This window comes from Anoxybacillus eryuanensis (assembly GCF_051200995.1).
In the GTDB taxonomy this organism is placed as follows: domain Bacteria; phylum Bacillota; class Bacilli; order Bacillales; family Anoxybacillaceae; genus Anoxybacillus; species Anoxybacillus tengchongensis.
Genome location: NZ_JBPODS010000014.1, coordinates 21,712 through 37,400, shown reverse-complemented (window position 1 = coordinate 37,400; position 15,689 = coordinate 21,712). Strand labels below are relative to the sequence as shown.

The window sequence follows — 15,689 nt, the reverse complement described above, 5'->3', positions numbered from 1 at the left end:
TGTTCACCTACTTTTTCGCTTTTTCAGCGAACGATGTATTCACTAAAATCGAGTGGTCAATGTAGGATGGTAACTCATTTGCTTCTTTCATCACGTTTTGAAGATGGTTCCACTCTTCTTCGTCTAAAATCGGATCAGTTGCATATGAGCCTTGATTTTTATAGCGCTCGACGACTTTTTCGATAAGAGAGATATGTGTATTTTCAAAATATGGTTGAATGACTGCTGCAATTTCTTTTGCATCGTGTGTTTGCACCCATGTCTGTGCTTTATAGAGGGCACGCGTAAATTTTTCGATGACATCTTTATTTTCATCAATGAAACTTTGTTTTGCCATAAATGTTGTGTACGGGAGGTGTCCAGATTCTGTTCCGAACGAAGCGACAATATACCCTTTTCCTTCTTGTTCAAAAATGCTAGCCGTCGGTTCGAATAGTTGGACGAAATCACCTGTTCCGCTCGCGAACGCATTGGCAATATTGGCAAATTCAATATTTTGAATGAGATGTAAGTCTTTATGTGGATCGATTCCGTGTTGCTTCAATACGTACTCTCCGACCATTTGCGGCATACCGCCTTTTCGTTGCCCTAAAAATGTACTTCCTTTCAGTTGATCCCAAGTGAAGTTGGCGATTGGTTCGCGGGAAACTAAAAATGTACCATCGGTTTGTGTCAATTGTGCGAAATTGATGACCGGATCAACAGCTCCTTGACTGTATACGTAAATAGATGTTTCGGAACCGACAAGTGCAATATCTGCTCCGTTCGATAAAAGCGTCGTCATTGTTTTATCGCCACCCCACGTCGTATTTAGCTCAACATGAAGTCCTTCTTCAGCAAAAAAACCTTTCTCAATTGCTACGTATTGTGGAGCGTAAAAAATTGATCGAGTGACTTCGGCAATGCGCAACGTTTTTACATCATTTGATGAGCAAGCCGCGAGTAAAAACGTCAAAACAATGAGCAAAAACCCCCATTTTCGCATCTTCTTCCCCTCTTTCCTTTCGTTTGCTTTATCGTATGCGCCTAATAAAAATGTGTGAATGCCCGAAAAAGAAAACCGCCGTGACAGATGACACGACGGTTTAATTAATCGAATGTAAGGCAATCAATTCATATGTAACGATCGTTGTCTCGTTTTCAAGAACAAGTTTTTTGACAACAGCTTGTCCTGTTGCTTCTCCGTGTTTTGTTCGTCTTACTTCTAATGGGATATCAAGCGGATATAGACGATAGCCTTCTTTTTGCAAAGTGAATAGGTTATGTTCGATTCGTTTTTCTTTTCCGTTCGTGACGATCATCGTTTGAATCTCTAACGGCATACCCATATGGCTCACCCTCCACATTTTTACCTTCATTGAAACACATTTATGACGATTACACAACTACATTTCATGTTTTGTAACCATATCATATAAATAAATCATATAACCTAGTAATAAATTCTATTGACAGGACAAGAATGTAAATGATACGATGACAATAAGCTTTAGAAAGAGATGTTTGAATATTCATTTCTTTTTGAAGTGAAGTGTTTACGTATGAGGGGAGTTTTTTTATTGATGAAACAATTTCATTCATTTGGGTGGTACGCGGCTCGCATTGCTCCGTATTTACCTGAGGAAGCGTTCCGTCCTGTTCCATCTCGTCTGTTCGGTGGTCTTGCTTACATGCTCGTTTTAGTTAGCAGCATTGTCACGATTTCTTTATTTGATCTACATTGGTTATGGAACGGATTGCTTTCGGTTGTTATTGGATTTTGTTTTGCAGGTTTAGGGTTTTTAGGGCATGAAATTTTGCATGGAACGGTCGTAAAGCGAACTTGGCTTCGTGATTTATTAGGTGGCATCGCGTTTTTGCCGCTATGCACAGGTCCAAAGTTATGGAGAAAGTGGCATAACGCAACGCATCATGTGCATACTCAACATGAGGAGCTTGATCCAGATGCGTGGCCGACGATCAAACGTTTAGCCCAAAGTCGTTTTCTTCGTTGGATTTACCGTATTCCGTTTCCGATTCGTGCGTTTTTCTCATTTTTGTCTTTAGCAGGGATGTTTACAGCTCATTCGCTTCATATGCTTCTTCACTTTTGGAAGGAGTTTGAACGGGGCAGTCGCCGCGCCGTATTTTGGCAGTTTGTATTACCTTGGTCGATATGGATTGGGTTATTGTTGATGATCGGGGTGGAAAAATGGCTCTTTGCCTTCGTTCTTCCATTGCTTATTGGAAATGCGATCGTTATGGGGTACATTTCAACGAATCATCGCTTAAATCCACTCGTTCCGGTTAACGATCCGCTAGCTAATAGCTTAACAGTTATTGTGCCGAAATGGATCGATGTGTTGCATTTTAACTTTTCACACCATACAGAACATCATTTATTCCCAGCAATGAGTTCAAAATATTACCCGCTAGTTAAACAATATATTAAACAACTATGGCCGGATCGTTATCATGAAATGCCGATGACAAAAGCATTAATTGCCCTATGGAAAACGCCGCGGCTTTATCATGAGCAAACAGAACTCATCGAACCGCGCGAAGGATACGTGTACGGAACGCTCGGAAATGGATTAAATATAGATGACCTTTCGCATAAAGTGAAAGAAAATGTTTTAGAAAAAATGGTCAAACAAAAATAAGCCAGCTTGTCGACTTTGTCGACAAGCTGAAGCGCCGGTATATGGCGCTTTTTTTTGTTTGTAGAATAAAGATAAGACGTGGCAATGAGCCACGCCTTATTTTTTCCTTTGCAGCATAAGAGGGAGCTCTAAGTGATGTTCGTGTAAAAACGGTTCGTTCGTTAACACGTTTTCTGTCGGTCCGTCGTATACGATCGTTCCGTTTGCGAGTACAATCGTTCGCTCACAACATTCAAGTACGAAGTCGAGGTCATGTGTCGTTACAATTTTTGTGTGTGGCAACGATTGAACGAGGTGAATGAGCGTTCGCCGCGCTTTCGGATCAAGAGCCGCTGTTGGTTCATCCATCAGCAAAATTTTCGGTTCTGTTGCGAGCACAGTTGCTATAGTGACGAGCCGTTTTTCCCCTTCAGACAAACGATAAGGTGGACGGTCTTTTAAATGCATAGCGCCAACGATTGTTAAAGCATTTGTTACCCGTTGTTTCACCTCATTTTCATTTATGCCGTCATTGCGAAGTGCAAATGCGACATCCTCGTAGACAGTCGGCATAAATAATTGATCGTCTGCTTGTTGAAATGTAAAGCCAACAATCTGACGAATATGTCGTAACGTTTGTTTCGACATGCGCATGTTGTCAATGAAAATGCATCCACTTTGGGGCGTATATAATCCGACGAGCAGTTTTAATAACGTCGATTTTCCTGCACCGTTTGCCCCAATGATGCCAATGCATTCTCCCTTTTGAACAGAAAAAGAAAGATCACGAATGGCTTCATGACCATCTGGATATACGTAGAAAACATTTGATACATTTATCATCATATGACCACCAAACGATAAACGATGAACAATGTAATCGTTACATATGTGTATATCATCTCTCTCGTTGTCCATCGTTTTATTTTTATATGCATACGTTGAATAGAAAAGCCTCGCAACGTCATTGCTTCATACACGCGCTCAGCACGATCGAAAGTTCGTAAAAGTAAGTGTCCGACGAGCGATCCCCAAACAGATAATTTGATAGCGCGATGGTGTGGGGCTCGCAACATGTACGCCTGACGAAGTCGTTTTGCTTCCTCTAAAAATAAAAAAATGTATCGATATGTCAAAAGTAATTGAATAACGAGAAAGCATGGGATGCGCAAAGAAAGGAGCGCCCCAGCAAGTTGTTCAATCGGTGTAGTTAAAAATAAAACGGTTGCTGCAAGTATTGCAAGCGTGTTTTTTAAAACAAATGTAGAAAAAGCCAACCATCTTGCTTCGATGTACCAATGAAAAAATAATATATGTTCATCAATAAAAAGCAATTGCGAAACTCCTATGGCTGTAGCAAATGGCAATGAAGCGATGAGTACGTGTTTTATATGACGAATGGAAAGGCGATAAAAAATGATCATGGCGATCGGGTAAAGCGATAACGGCATCAATTCAATAAAAGCATATGAATGAAACGAGGCAACGACGAAGATGTATGTAAACGTTATAATTAGCATGCTTAGCGGATGAATATGACGTCGTTGCACAATGTTTAGCATAGGTGGATAGATCACGCTTCTTTTCTCCATTTTTTAATAATAATGTATGGCGCCATGATTGCTACAGCAACAATGAATGCACCGATAATACCAGAAATACTTGTCCCGATATCTAACCATCCGATCGATGCGCCTCCGCCTTTCAGATTGTAGTCAGGAAGCAAAGCAAGCGATTGCTGGAGACGTTCAAACGCGTGATGAATTGCTGTTGTTGCATGCAGTTCATCCGTACCGATCGTATGAAAAATAGACCACTCTAATCCATCTGGCTTAGAAGAGGCGATGGATGAAAAAATGCCACCAATCATTAGAGCGAGCAAACCGAGCGTCCCGATGAGGCGATTCATCGGCGTCTCTATTGTTGGCGAAAGCTCTGGTTTTGTTTTTGCAACAAAGGAGATAACAGTAGCGGTAGCTATTCCTTCTACAATGCCAATCGCTAAATGAATAGGTTGCATAAATAATGTGAAAGTTGTAAATGGAAGCTCGACTTTGCCAGACAACAATGTTTGAACGACGACACTAAATGCACCGAGTTGTAATCCAACGACAGCAGCAATGATGGAGGCCAACCATATGTTCGTTCGACGAATGAGCCGCTTGTATACAGGATAGGCGATAAAACATGTGTAAAAGCCGAGATTAAGCACGTTACATCCGAAAGCTAACAGGCCACCGTCTGCAAAAAAGAGTGCTTGTATAAATAAAACGACGGATAACGTTAAAAATGCTGCATACGGACCGAGCAAAGCGGCGAGCAACAGTCCGCCTCCTAAATGTCCGCTCGATCCTGTACCTGGAATAGCAAAGTTAATCATTTGCGCGGCAAATACAAATGCTCCGAGCACTCCCATAAGTGGTAGCTTTTTTTCATCGGCTTCAATGTTCAATTTTTTTAATGAGTAGCTTGCTATACCTGCTGTAGCCCCCCACATCGCCACTCCTACCGTAGGTGAAATGAGCGCATCTGCCATATGCATAGCCAATCCCCCCTCATGCTTTATTATAGGGGAGATGTATGCTTAAAAGCTATTTTATTTTTTCTTTTAGCTTACTTACTATATAATTTTTCGTCTTTTCGTCATAAACACCATTTTTATTTCCACCAGAAAACATGAGATTGACCCGTTGCACAGCATCTAACGTTTTTTTGCCGAATATCCCGTCTTCTGCTCCACATTTGAAATTGATTGCATTTAATGCTTGTTGTAAGAAGCGCACGTCTTCACCACGATCACCGTATCGTAATACTTTATTCGGAAGTTTGTTTATCAATTGTTCGATTGGATTTTGTTGTTTTAGTGGTTGATTGGTCGATTGTGATGGAGGCTTGACTTCTGTCTTGTTTACTTGCTTTTCGATAATTATTTGTTGGCCAGGCTGTAATGTTCGTGGATTGATGTCTGGATTTAGACGAAGTAACGTTTTTACACTTACTCCTGTTTTTTGGCTAATTGCCCATAACGTATCTCCTTGTTGAACGGTATATTGTTTTACTTCTTCTTTGATCTGAACAGTGACGTTCTCTTTTTCATTTAGTACTTCTAAGTAGTTAAAGCACGGGCATTGTTTCCATTCATATCCTTTCAGTTCGTTATGTCCTTTTACGTCTTTATAGTTCGGCAAGATGCTGACAAGTGTTTTGTATAATGCTTTCAATGATTGTTTTTGTTCATTCGTCGGTTGTTGTGTGCGAAAATCCCCTGTTAAACAAATGCCGATGCAGTATGAGTTATGGTTGCCAACATGGTAACTAATTGTTTCTAAATCGTTGCAAAAGTGAATCGTTCCGTCTTGTTCGATAACAAAATGGTATCCGATTCCTGGCCACCCCTTGCTAACATGATAATTAGCAAACGCAAATGCCGAGCCTGTTTTCGTTAAACTATGATGAATAATAATATGTGTTTTTTGCTGCAATGTTGTTTTTTTGTACGACTGTCCAGAACGAGTAGGGAGAAGATGGCGTATATCTTTTAATTGCGGGAGAGCCAATAGTCCATTCATTTTGTATCCTCCTTTTGTTCATTTCTATATACTACTATATGTTTCATAGTAAAAATGGTTTGTACGAAGTCATTAAAAATGAAAAAAGCTGCCGAATAAGCAGGCAGCTTTTGTCGTTTATCCAATTGGTCCACCGAACTGTTCAATGCGTGGGTCAACGTTTTTGAATTTCTTGAAGTTTTCGCGGAACTTCGCCGCAAGTTCTTTTGCTTTTTGTTCGTACGCTTCTTGATCCGCCCATGTGCTTTTTGGTTGTAGCACTTCATCAGGGACACCTGGGACGTGAAGTGGAATGTGTAATCCAAAAATAGGATCTTGAATGGTTTCTACGTTATTTAACTCTCCTTCTAATGCTGCTTTCACCATTGCGCGCGTATACGACAGCTTCATTCGTTCACCAACGCCGTATCCACCACCAGTCCAACCGGTGTTCACTAAAAAGACTTGAACGTCGTGAGCATCGATTTTTTGTCCGAGCATGTCTGCATATCGTGTTGCTGGAAGCGGTAGAAACGGCGAGCCGAAGCATGTAGAGAACGTTGCTTCTGGTGCTGTAATTCCGCGCTCTGTACCCGCTAACTTGCTTGTATACCCGCTTAAGAAATGATACATTGCTTGCTCTTTTGTGAGTTTGCTAATTGGTGGCAATACCCCGAACGCGTCCGCTGTTAAAAAGACGATTGTATGCGGGTGACCAGCAACGCTTGGCTGAACGATGTTATCCATCGCTTCAAGCGGGTATGCTGCACGTGTATTTTCAGTTAACGTCGCATCATCATAGTTTGGTATGCGCGTATCTGGGTCAATCATGACGTTTTCTAATACCGAGCCGAAGCGAATCGCGTCAAAAATTTGTGGCTCTTTTTCACGTGATAAGTTAATGCACTTGGCATAACATCCGCCTTCAATATTAAAGACACCGTTGTTTGACCAACCGTGCTCGTCATCGCCAATTAAGCGACGGTTTGGATCAGCAGAAAGCGTCGTTTTCCCTGTCCCTGATAAACCAAAAAAGAGCGCGACATCGCCTTCTTGACCTACGTTTGCTGAGCAGTGCATCGGGAAGATTCCTTGCTCTGGCAATAAGAAGTTCATGACGGAGAAAATTGATTTTTTCATTTCACCTGCATATTCTGTTCCACCAATTAGCACAGTGCGACGTTCAAACGAGATGATAATAAACGTTTCTGAACGCGTGCCGTCAACGGCTGGATCGGCTTTAAATGTTGGAGCAGAAATGACTGTAAATTGTGGCTCATGCGCTTGTAATTCTTCCGTTGTTGGACGAATGAACAACTGATGGGCGAATAAGTTATGCCAAGCAAATTCGTTGACAACTTGAATCGGCAAACGATAAGCTGGATCAGCGCCTGCGAAGCCATTAAATACAAACAATTCTTCTTTTGTCATTAAGTAGTCGATTACTTTGTTGTAAAGTTTATCAAATACTTCTTCAGAAATTGGCTGATTGACAGTTCCCCAATCAATTTTATGTTTCACGGATGGCTCTTCGACAATATATTTATCTTTCGGGGAGCGACCTGTATATTTTCCTGTTGTTGCACAAATCGCTCCTGATAAAGTAAGAATGCCTTCTTTCCGAGTTAATACCTTCTCTACTAGTCGTGGTACAGATAAGTTATGAAAAACCCCATCCCTTTGTAAGAGTGTCGATAATTTGTTTGTCAGTTCAATGGAATTCATTGGACAAAACCTACCTTTGTTTGATTTATCTTTATGTAAAAAGTATAACACATTTTAATAAATAGTCCATACTAATTCGTGTATTTTTCTTGAATTTATTTTCAAAATCATTACAGTAGAAAAAACGTTGACTCGCTGATGATATATGTGATATGATGCTGAGATGAACGGATACTCTTATCCCGAGTTGGTGGAGGGAGACAGGCCCGATGAAACCCAGCAACCGTCACGTATGTGAAAAGGTGCTAACCTGTGGCAAGGGAACGCCCTTGAACGATAAGAGTGAAAGGCGCAGACAAATGCAAAAACCTTTCCTCTGAAGGAAAGGTTTTTTTCACGATAGACCATAATAAGAGGGATGAGTACCGTATCATTTGTCATTATTATTGAGGAGGAATGTTTGAATGCCTAAACGTCGTCTGTTTACGTCTGAATCTGTAACGGAAGGGCATCCGGATAAAATTTGTGACCAAATTTCCGATGCGATTTTAGATGCGATTTTAGCGAATGATCCAAATGCGCGTGTTGCGTGTGAAACGAGCGTAACAACAGGGCTTGTTTTAGTGAGCGGGGAAATTACAACATCTACATATGTAGATATTCCGAAAATTGTCCGTGAAACGATTCGTGAAATTGGCTATACGCGCGCAAAATACGGCTTTGATGCAGATACGTGCGCTGTATTAACATCAATTGATGAGCAATCTCCAGATATTGCGATGGGTGTTGACAAAGCGTTAGAAGCTCGTGAAGGGCAAATGACAGATGAAGAAATCGAGGCGATCGGTGCAGGTGACCAAGGATTAATGTTTGGCTTCGCGTGCAACGAAACGAAAGAGCTTATGCCGCTTCCAATTTCGCTCGCACATAAACTTGCGCGCCGTCTAGCTGAAGTGCGGAAAGAAGATATCTTACCTTATTTACGTCCAGACGGAAAAACGCAAGTGACAGTGGAGTATGATGAAAACGGCAAACCTGTACGTATCGATACGATCGTTGTTTCTACACAACATCATCCAGAAATTACACAAGATCAAATTGTACGCAACATTAAAGAGCATGTCATTCAACCTGTTGTTCCAGCGGAGTTGATCGATGAAAACACAAAATATTTCATTAACCCAACAGGTCGTTTCGTGATCGGCGGCCCACAAGGTGATGCAGGGTTAACAGGACGCAAAATTATCGTTGACACGTACGGTGGTTATGCTCGTCACGGTGGTGGAGCATTCTCAGGAAAAGACCCAACGAAAGTAGACCGTTCGGCAGCATATGCCGCTCGTTACGTAGCGAAAAACATCGTTGCAGCAGGTCTTGCAGATAAATGTGAAGTGCAGTTAGCGTATGCGATCGGTGTGGCGCAACCAGTATCAATTTCCATTGATACGTTCGGCACAGGTAAAGTATCTGAAGATGTATTAATTGAAGTGGTGCGCAACAATTTTGACCTTCGCCCAGCAGGCATCATCAAAATGCTTGATCTTCGCCGTCCAATTTACAAACAAACAGCTGCTTACGGTCACTTTGGTCGCACAGATATTGATCTTCCTTGGGAGCGTACTGATAAAGCAGAAGCATTAAAACAACAAGCGTTACAGTTAGCGAAGTAAGAAAAGGGAGAGAGTTACGTCATGTAGCTCTCTCTATTTGTTAGTGAAACGGGGTGAAAACATGTGTGGCTTTGTTGGGGTTATATATGATCAACCAAATCAAATATGCGGTGAATGGAAACAGACGTTTCGTCAGATGAATGATGCGATTATTCATCGTGGACCAGATGACGAAGGATATTTTTTCGATGAGCATGTGCATTTTGCTTTTCGTCGTCTGAGCATTATTGATTTAGAGGCAGGTCATCAGCCGCTTTCCTATGAAAATGATCGATATTGGATTATTTTTAATGGAGAAATCTACAACTATATTGAATTGCGCGAGCAACTTGAGCAAAAAGGATATAAATTTACGACACATTCAGATACAGAAGTTATTTTAGCGTTATATGCTGAAACAAAAGAGGCTTGTGTTCAGCAATTGCGCGGTATGTTTGCTTTCGTCATTTGGGATAAAGAAGAAAAAATAGTATTTGCTGCACGCGATCCGTTTGGTATTAAGCCATTTTTTTATACGATTGAAGATGATCGTCTTCTCGTTGCTTCGGAAAAGAAAAGCCTCTTATTAGCAATTGATGGAGATATCAACAGAGAAGCACTCCATCATTATTTAACGTTTCAATATGTGCCAGAGCCACTTACAATGACAGCAAATATTTTTAGACTGAAGCCTGGGCATTATATCAAGAAAAAAATTGGCGAGCAACCGATGTTTGTTCGTTATTTTACCCCAACATTTACGCCGATCCATCAATCAGAAGAAAAGTGGATTAGTGATATTCGCGATGCACTATTCAAATCGATTGAAGTGCATATGCGTAGCGATGTGCCTGTCGGTTCTTTTTTATCCGGTGGGATTGATTCTTCCCTTGTTGTTGCGATAGCTAAACAATTTCATCCGCAGCTCGAGACGTTTTCGGTTGGATTTGCCCGAGAAGGGTTTAGTGAAATAGATGTGGCGAAAGAAACAGCTGATCAACTACACGTTCGACATTACAGCTATATTATTTCTCCAGAAGAATACGTACAAGCACTTCCACGTATTATGTGGCATATGGATGACCCGCTTGCTGATCCTGCCGCTGTCCCGCTTTATTTTGTCGCTCGTGAAGCGAGAAAGCGTGTGACGGTCGTTTTATCAGGTGAAGGGGCAGATGAATTATTTGGAGGTTACAATATTTACCGTGAACCACATTCTTTACGCCTGTTTAATCATCTTCCTCAGCCGATGAAGCACGTATTACGCATGCTCGCTCGTCTTCTTCCAGAAGGAGTGAAAGGAAAAAGTTTTATCGAACGCGGTACGACACCATTGCGTGATAGATATATTGGCAACGCAAAAATGTTTGAGGAAAAAGAAAAAGCCCTTATATTAAAAGGATACAAGAGCGATTGGAAATATACGAACGTAACGAAACATTTATATGATGAAACAGCGTTATACGATCCCGTCGAACAAATGCAATATGTCGATTTGCATACGTGGTTATGTGGAGATATTTTGTTAAAGGCTGACAAAATGACGATGGCTCATTCGCTTGAGTTGCGTGTCCCGTTTTTAGACAAAGAAGTGTTCGCAGTAGCTAAGCATATACCTTCCCACTTGAAAACAGCTAACGGTACAACAAAGTATATATTGCGGAAAGTGGCAGAAGGCATTGTTCCAGACCACGTATTGCATCGTAAAAAACTCGGTTTCCCTGTTCCGATTCGTCACTGGTTAAAAGATGAGTTGTACGATTGGGCAAAAATGATGATCCAACAAAGTGAAACGAATCATTTATTCCATAAGCATGTGCTTTTGCAGTTGCTTAATGATCATGCGACAGGAAAAGCCGATTATAGTCGAAAATTATGGACGGTACTGATGTTTATCGTTTGGCATGCCGTGTATGTAGAAGAAAAGTACGATTTTGCAAAGCCATCTCCGCTCCTTCGCTCTTATGCGTAACGAGACTCGCGTTTATGCATCACTTGTTCATAGTGGGAAAGAAGTTCGGTGAATATGCTGTTCCAGTCTTTCGTTTTTGCGTATTCCCGAGCGGCTTTCCCCATTTGTTTTCGTTTTTCTTTATTTTCTAACATATATTCAATTGCTGCTCGCCAAGCGTTTAAATCATGAGGAGGGCACAATAAACCTGTTTGTTGCTCTTTCACAATTGTTGTTACGCCACCACGATTTGCGCAAACAACAGGAGTTCCTGATGCGAATGATTCTAATACGACATTGCCAAACGTTTCTGTTGGTGATGGAAATGCTAGTACATCTGCGAATGCATATGCTTCAGCGAGTGCCTCTCCGCTTAAAAAACCTGTAAACGTCACATTGCTTGGAGCTACTTGTTGTAATTGCCCTTTTAGCGGTCCGTCTCCAACGATCATCCAACGAATAGAAGATGGCATTTGTTTGGCGAGTTGGATGAGTAAATCGACATTTTTTTCCCGCGCTAACCGTCCGACATATAAAACGATATACGGTTCAGTAATGCCATATGCTTGTCGAAATGGCTGGTTGTCTTCTCTCGGATAAAACGTTGTGCAATCGACGCCACGCGACCAAATGTGTAAGTTTGTAAAGCCACGCTGTTGCAAGTGATTGAGCGTTTCTTCAGAAGGGATGAAAATTTTTTCGGCAGAACGATGAAACCAATGCATATAACGCCAAAGCCACGGTGATAAAAAATCGAGGTTGTAGTAGTGTAAGTATTGATCAAAATGGGTATGATAAGAAGCGACGAAGGGGATATTCATTTTTTTGGCATAATGCAAACCACACAAACCAATATTAAATGGAGTAGCAATGTGGATGAGCGTTGGTCGAAATTGCTCTAGCTGCTCTCTTATAGTCATCATGTTTGGGATTGCCAAACGACATTCGGGATAAAGAAAAAAACGAAAGCTTTTGAAGTGATAAATACAATTTGTCGAAACATCTTCTGACCGCGTTTCCGGAGCGAAAACGCGGTATTCAACTTGGTGGTTTTCTAAAAAATCGACCCATCTTTTTAATGTACGGGCTACCCCGTTTACTTCAGGGGCGAATGTGTCAGTGAATAAAGCAATTTTCATGCCCATTCCTCCCTTATAAAATGACAGAAAATGAAGCGACGCCAAACAACGTACCGAGCATACAACCAGCAAGCACATCAGACGGATAATGGAGCCCTAAATAAATGCGCGAAACAGCGACACTACATGCGATCGGCAACAGCCAAATCATTAATGGTGGAGCGTATAATAAAAATGGAATAACGACAGAGAATGTGGCCGTCGTATGTCCTGATGGAAATGAATGGTCAGTTAATGGGTTTTTTGTTACTTTCGTGTTATGCAGTGAAATATACGGTCGTTTGCGAGGATACATTTTTTTCATTATTGCGACAGGAATATGGCTAAGTGCTAAGGCGATCGCACTTGCGATAGCAGTATCGCGCCATTCATCATGCAATAACCAAATGGCTAGCATAACCGCTGTAATTGAAAATGTTGCGCCTCCGATGTGTGTAATCGAACGAAAATAGGCGTTTAGCCATTTCCGATCAAAATAACGATTAATGCTGTAAAACAACTTGCATTCCCAATCGTACCATTTTCGTAACATAAGCAAATCCCCCTGAATTTATGATAAAATATATATGTTAAGTCAATAATAAAACAATGTAAAAATACCACGCTCTTATTTATTGCGTGGTTTGTTTAATTGAAGCGACTTATAATATTGTCCTTTTTCAACATATTCGCGGCGAATGCGTGCCATTTCACGCTCATCTTCTTCAGTTAGTTCACGAATCACTTTCGCTGGGCGTCCGAATGCGAGTGTGCGAGGAGGGATTTTTTTCCCTTGAGGCACGAGGCTGCCAGCACCGATAAACGCACCTTCACCAATTTCAGCACCGTCTAAAACGATCGAACCCATGCCGACGAGAGCGCCTTTTCTAATGATCGCACTATGTAAAATGACTTGATGACCAACGGTGACATCATCTTCAATGATGAGTGGATTGTTTGGACTTTGATGAAGGACAGAGTTGTCTTGAATGTTTACACGGTTACCGATGATTGTCGGCGCGACATCTCCGCGAATGACCGTGTTAAACCAAACGCTCGTTTCCTCTCCAATCGTTACATCGCCTGTAATTGTGACATAATCTGCAATAAAGGCGGAAGGTGCAATGTTTGGTGTATGTTCTTTATAAGGATAAATCATTTGACTCGTTCCTTTCGTTTCAATTTGTTATATTTAGTGTACAAATTTTTCGGCTATTCGTAAATATAAAGGGGGGCAGTATATGTGGAAATGGGAAGGAGAAAACGCGAAAGGAACGATCGTGATCGTTCACGGTGCAGCTGAGCATCACGGTCGTTATAAATGGTTGATTGAAATGTTTCGCATGCACGGTTTTCACGTTGTTGCAGGAGATTTACCGGGGCAAGGAACGACATCACGCAGTCGAAGAGGACATATCGATTCATTTGACGAATATATTGAAGCAGTCGCAAGTTGGGTTCATGAAGCAAGCGTGTATGAACAGCCTATTTTTTTATTCGGTCACAGCATGGGTGGGCTCATTGTTATTCGTACATTGCAAGAAAAGCGTCTTCCTGTGCGCGGTGTCATTTTATCTTCTCCATGTTTAGGGCTCGTTCATTATCCGTCCAAAGCACTTGAAATCGCCTCGCGCATTTTAAATGTCATTCATCCGAAAAAGCGGTTTCCATCTGGATTAACGGTAGAAATGGCAACACGAAATGAAGAAGTGCGTGAGATGGATAAAAACGATTCATTATATGTAACAAAAGTGTCTGTTCGTTGGTATCGCGAGTTAGTGAAGGCGATTCGTATCGCGCACGAAAAAATGGCAGACTTGCCAGACGTGCCAATGCTTGTCATGCAGGCGGGGGATGACAAAATTGTCGATAAAAGTGCAGTGAAATCATGGTTTGATCAGCTGACGGTAAGCGAAAAAGTGTATAAAGAATGGCCAAAGCTATATCACGAAATTTTTAACGAACTTGAACGTGAACAAGTATTTTTATATGCCCATACGTTTTTAACTTTGCAACTGCAAAGGAGTGAACTCATTGAACGTTCCAACAAATCCGTTTAGTCTCATGCGAGCTGTATACCGTCGTGTTTTTCCGCTCGTTCACCGCGAACTAGCTATTTGGAAAAAAAGAGCAGAAGCTATTCCAGATGAAGAATTGCGCAAACAAGCGTTAGCGAGCATCGCAACAAAAACGTTTCATTGTGAGGGAGGCGCCATTTTATCTTTACTTGCAGGAAAAGAAATGGAGCGATGCATTCGTTTTATCGTTGCTTATCAAACGATTAGTGATTATTTAGATAATTTATGCGATCGCAGCACGTCGCTTGATCCGACCGATTTTCGTGCGTTGCACGATTCGATGATCCATGCGTTAACTATCGGCGCAAAAAAAGAGGCGTATTATCGCTATCGTGCCGAACAAGAGGACGGTGGCTATTTGCATGCTCTTGTCGATACGTGCCAAGAAATGTTACAAGAAGTGAAACATTATGACGTCATTGCTCCATTTTTACATGAACTTGCATCATATTATTGTGACTTACAAGTACATAAACATGTAAAAGAGGAAGAGCGTATTCCGCGCTTGAAGCAATGGTTCGCTAAGCATGAAGCATCGTTGCCGAAAATGGAGTGGTACGAATTTTCCGCCTGTTCTGGTTCGACGCTCGGTATTTTTTGTTTAGTCGCTTACGCTTATAACGACTCGTTTGATATTCGTCTCGCTGAACGGGTACGGAATAGCTATTTTCCATATGTACAAGGATTGCATATTTTGCTTGATTATTTCATTGATCAAGAAGAAGATCGGCAAGGTGGAGATTTAAACTTTTGTTTTTATTATCCAAATGAGGAGACATTATTTGCTCGTTTATGCCATTTCGTTGAAGAAGCAGAACGCCATATTGCGCAGTTGCCGCATCGTGAATTTCATCGCTTTATTCATCGTGGTTTGCTCGGATTATATTTATCAGATGAAAAAGTGCATGGGCAAGAAACCATTCGTAAGCTAGCGAAACAATTGTTGCGCGCTGGTGGCATGACATCTCACTTCTTTTATTGGAACGGCAGAATGTATCGAAAATGGCAAAGATGGATGTATGTATGAGAAAATTGCTATATAATGAAAGAAAAGAAAAG

The 15,689-nt window shown here is 41.3% G+C and carries 15 protein-coding genes and 1 riboswitch; of the genes, 5 read left to right on the top strand and 10 right to left on the bottom strand.

Annotated features, from left to right (window positions below):
* Positions 1 to 7 precede the first annotated feature (7 nt).
* Positions 8 to 985 carry an ABC transporter substrate-binding protein gene (locus HNQ84_RS12245; protein WP_435622282.1) on the bottom strand — a complete coding sequence of 326 codons (978 nt, stop codon included), beginning with the start codon at positions 983 to 985 and terminating at the stop codon, positions 8 to 10.
* 100 nt (positions 986 to 1,085) lie between these two features.
* Positions 1,086 to 1,328, bottom strand: a complete 243-nt coding sequence (locus tag HNQ84_RS12240) for a DUF2584 domain-containing protein (RefSeq protein ID WP_435622281.1) — start codon at positions 1,326 to 1,328, stop codon at positions 1,086 to 1,088.
* A 234-nt stretch (positions 1,329 to 1,562) separates the two neighbouring features.
* Here HNQ84_RS12240 and desB point away from each other — a divergent pair, with 234 nt between their 5' ends.
* On the top strand, positions 1,563 to 2,642 hold the full coding sequence (gene desB, locus HNQ84_RS12235; protein WP_435622305.1) for a Delta(10) desaturase DesB: 1,080 nt from the start codon (positions 1,563 to 1,565) through the stop codon (positions 2,640 to 2,642).
* Positions 2,643 to 2,738: 96 nt separating this feature from the next.
* Here the strand turns inward: desB and HNQ84_RS12230 are convergent, their stop codons facing one another.
* The 5 genes from HNQ84_RS12230 to pckA form a co-directional block, all read right to left on the bottom strand.
* Entirely contained in the window at positions 2,739 to 3,464 is a 726-nt protein-coding gene (locus HNQ84_RS12230) for an energy-coupling factor ABC transporter ATP-binding protein (protein WP_435622280.1), read from the bottom strand.
* Entirely contained in the window at positions 3,464 to 4,198 is a 735-nt protein-coding gene (locus HNQ84_RS12225) for an energy-coupling factor transporter transmembrane component T family protein (protein ID WP_435622279.1), read from the bottom strand. The genes HNQ84_RS12230 and HNQ84_RS12225 overlap by 1 nt, the downstream gene beginning before the upstream one ends.
* Complete coding sequence (locus HNQ84_RS12220; RefSeq protein WP_435622278.1) at positions 4,195 to 5,163, bottom strand: energy-coupling factor ABC transporter permease; 969 nt, start codon at positions 5,161 to 5,163, stop codon at positions 4,195 to 4,197. The genes HNQ84_RS12225 and HNQ84_RS12220 overlap by 4 nt, the downstream gene beginning before the upstream one ends.
* Before the next feature lie 49 nt (positions 5,164 to 5,212).
* Positions 5,213 to 6,190 (bottom strand): N-acetylmuramoyl-L-alanine amidase, encoded by a 978-nt coding sequence (locus tag HNQ84_RS12215; RefSeq protein WP_435622277.1) that lies wholly within the window; start codon positions 6,188 to 6,190, stop codon positions 5,213 to 5,215.
* A gap of 117 nt (positions 6,191 to 6,307) precedes the next feature.
* Complete coding sequence (pckA, locus tag HNQ84_RS12210; RefSeq protein ID WP_435622276.1) at positions 6,308 to 7,894, bottom strand: phosphoenolpyruvate carboxykinase (ATP); 1,587 nt, start codon at positions 7,892 to 7,894, stop codon at positions 6,308 to 6,310.
* A 174-nt stretch (positions 7,895 to 8,068) separates the two neighbouring features.
* A riboswitch (SAM riboswitch) is annotated at positions 8,069 to 8,177 on the top strand.
* Positions 8,178 to 8,298: 121 nt separating this feature from the next.
* Between pckA and metK the strand changes: the two genes are divergently transcribed.
* Entirely contained in the window at positions 8,299 to 9,504 is a 1,206-nt protein-coding gene (metK, locus tag HNQ84_RS12205) for a methionine adenosyltransferase (RefSeq protein WP_004888955.1), read from the top strand.
* Positions 9,505 to 9,565: 61 nt separating this feature from the next.
* Entirely contained in the window at positions 9,566 to 11,455 is a 1,890-nt protein-coding gene (gene asnB / locus HNQ84_RS12200; protein WP_435622275.1) for an asparagine synthase (glutamine-hydrolyzing), read from the top strand.
* Here the strand turns inward: asnB and HNQ84_RS12195 are convergent.
* The 3 genes from HNQ84_RS12195 to HNQ84_RS12185 form a co-directional block, all read right to left on the bottom strand.
* Positions 11,446 to 12,573 carry a glycosyltransferase family 4 protein gene (locus HNQ84_RS12195; protein ID WP_183250040.1) on the bottom strand — a complete coding sequence of 376 codons (1,128 nt, stop codon included), beginning with the start codon at positions 12,571 to 12,573 and terminating at the stop codon, positions 11,446 to 11,448. The two genes, asnB and HNQ84_RS12195, sit on opposite strands and share 10 nt — an antisense overlap.
* Positions 12,574 to 12,586: 13 nt before the next feature.
* The gene (locus tag HNQ84_RS12190; protein ID WP_183250038.1) at positions 12,587 to 13,105 is read right to left on the bottom strand and encodes a phosphatase PAP2 family protein; all 519 of its coding nucleotides are present in this window, start codon (positions 13,103 to 13,105) and stop codon (positions 12,587 to 12,589) included.
* Positions 13,106 to 13,180: 75 nt separating this feature from the next.
* Positions 13,181 to 13,711, bottom strand: coding sequence for a gamma carbonic anhydrase (locus HNQ84_RS12185; protein WP_183250036.1), 531 nt, complete (start codon positions 13,709 to 13,711; stop codon positions 13,181 to 13,183).
* Between the two features lie 82 nt (positions 13,712 to 13,793).
* Between HNQ84_RS12185 and HNQ84_RS12180 the strand changes: the two genes are divergently transcribed.
* Both HNQ84_RS12180 and HNQ84_RS12175 read left to right on the top strand, forming a co-directional pair.
* Complete coding sequence (locus tag HNQ84_RS12180) at positions 13,794 to 14,612, top strand: alpha/beta hydrolase (RefSeq protein ID WP_435622274.1); 819 nt, start codon at positions 13,794 to 13,796, stop codon at positions 14,610 to 14,612.
* Positions 14,587 to 15,657 carry a tetraprenyl-beta-curcumene synthase family protein gene (locus HNQ84_RS12175; protein WP_183250032.1) on the top strand — a complete coding sequence of 357 codons (1,071 nt, stop codon included), beginning with the start codon at positions 14,587 to 14,589 and terminating at the stop codon, positions 15,655 to 15,657. The genes HNQ84_RS12180 and HNQ84_RS12175 overlap by 26 nt, the downstream gene beginning before the upstream one ends.
* The last annotated feature ends 32 nt before the right edge of the window (positions 15,658 to 15,689 follow it).

What these genes read in the sequence shown, in the direction of transcription:
- HNQ84_RS12215 (WP_435622277.1), bottom strand. Translation starts at nt 6,190, where the DNA reads ATGAATGGACTATTGGCTCTCCCGCAATTAAAAGATATACGCCATCTT.
- HNQ84_RS12190 (WP_183250038.1), bottom strand. Translation starts at nt 13,105, where the DNA reads ATGTTACGAAAATGGTACGATTGGGAATGCAAGTTGTTTTACAGCATT.
- HNQ84_RS12180 (WP_435622274.1), top strand. Translation starts at nt 13,794, where the DNA reads ATGTGGAAATGGGAAGGAGAAAACGCGAAAGGAACGATCGTGATCGTT.
- asnB (WP_435622275.1), top strand. Translation starts at nt 9,566, where the DNA reads ATGTGTGGCTTTGTTGGGGTTATATATGATCAACCAAATCAAATATGC.
- HNQ84_RS12220 (WP_435622278.1), bottom strand. Translation starts at nt 5,163, where the DNA reads ATGCATATGGCAGATGCGCTCATTTCACCTACGGTAGGAGTGGCGATG.
- HNQ84_RS12245 (WP_435622282.1), bottom strand. Translation starts at nt 985, where the DNA reads ATGCGAAAATGGGGGTTTTTGCTCATTGTTTTGACGTTTTTACTCGCG.
- HNQ84_RS12185 (WP_183250036.1), bottom strand. Translation starts at nt 13,711, where the DNA reads ATGATTTATCCTTATAAAGAACATACACCAAACATTGCACCTTCCGCC.
- HNQ84_RS12240 (WP_435622281.1), bottom strand. Translation starts at nt 1,328, where the DNA reads ATGGGTATGCCGTTAGAGATTCAAACGATGATCGTCACGAACGGAAAA.
- HNQ84_RS12230 (WP_435622280.1), bottom strand. Translation starts at nt 3,464, where the DNA reads ATGATAAATGTATCAAATGTTTTCTACGTATATCCAGATGGTCATGAA.
- pckA (WP_435622276.1), bottom strand. Translation starts at nt 7,894, where the DNA reads ATGAATTCCATTGAACTGACAAACAAATTATCGACACTCTTACAAAGG.
- HNQ84_RS12195 (WP_183250040.1), bottom strand. Translation starts at nt 12,573, where the DNA reads ATGAAAATTGCTTTATTCACTGACACATTCGCCCCTGAAGTAAACGGG.
- desB (WP_435622305.1), top strand. Translation starts at nt 1,563, where the DNA reads ATGAAACAATTTCATTCATTTGGGTGGTACGCGGCTCGCATTGCTCCG.
- metK (WP_004888955.1), top strand. Translation starts at nt 8,299, where the DNA reads ATGCCTAAACGTCGTCTGTTTACGTCTGAATCTGTAACGGAAGGGCAT.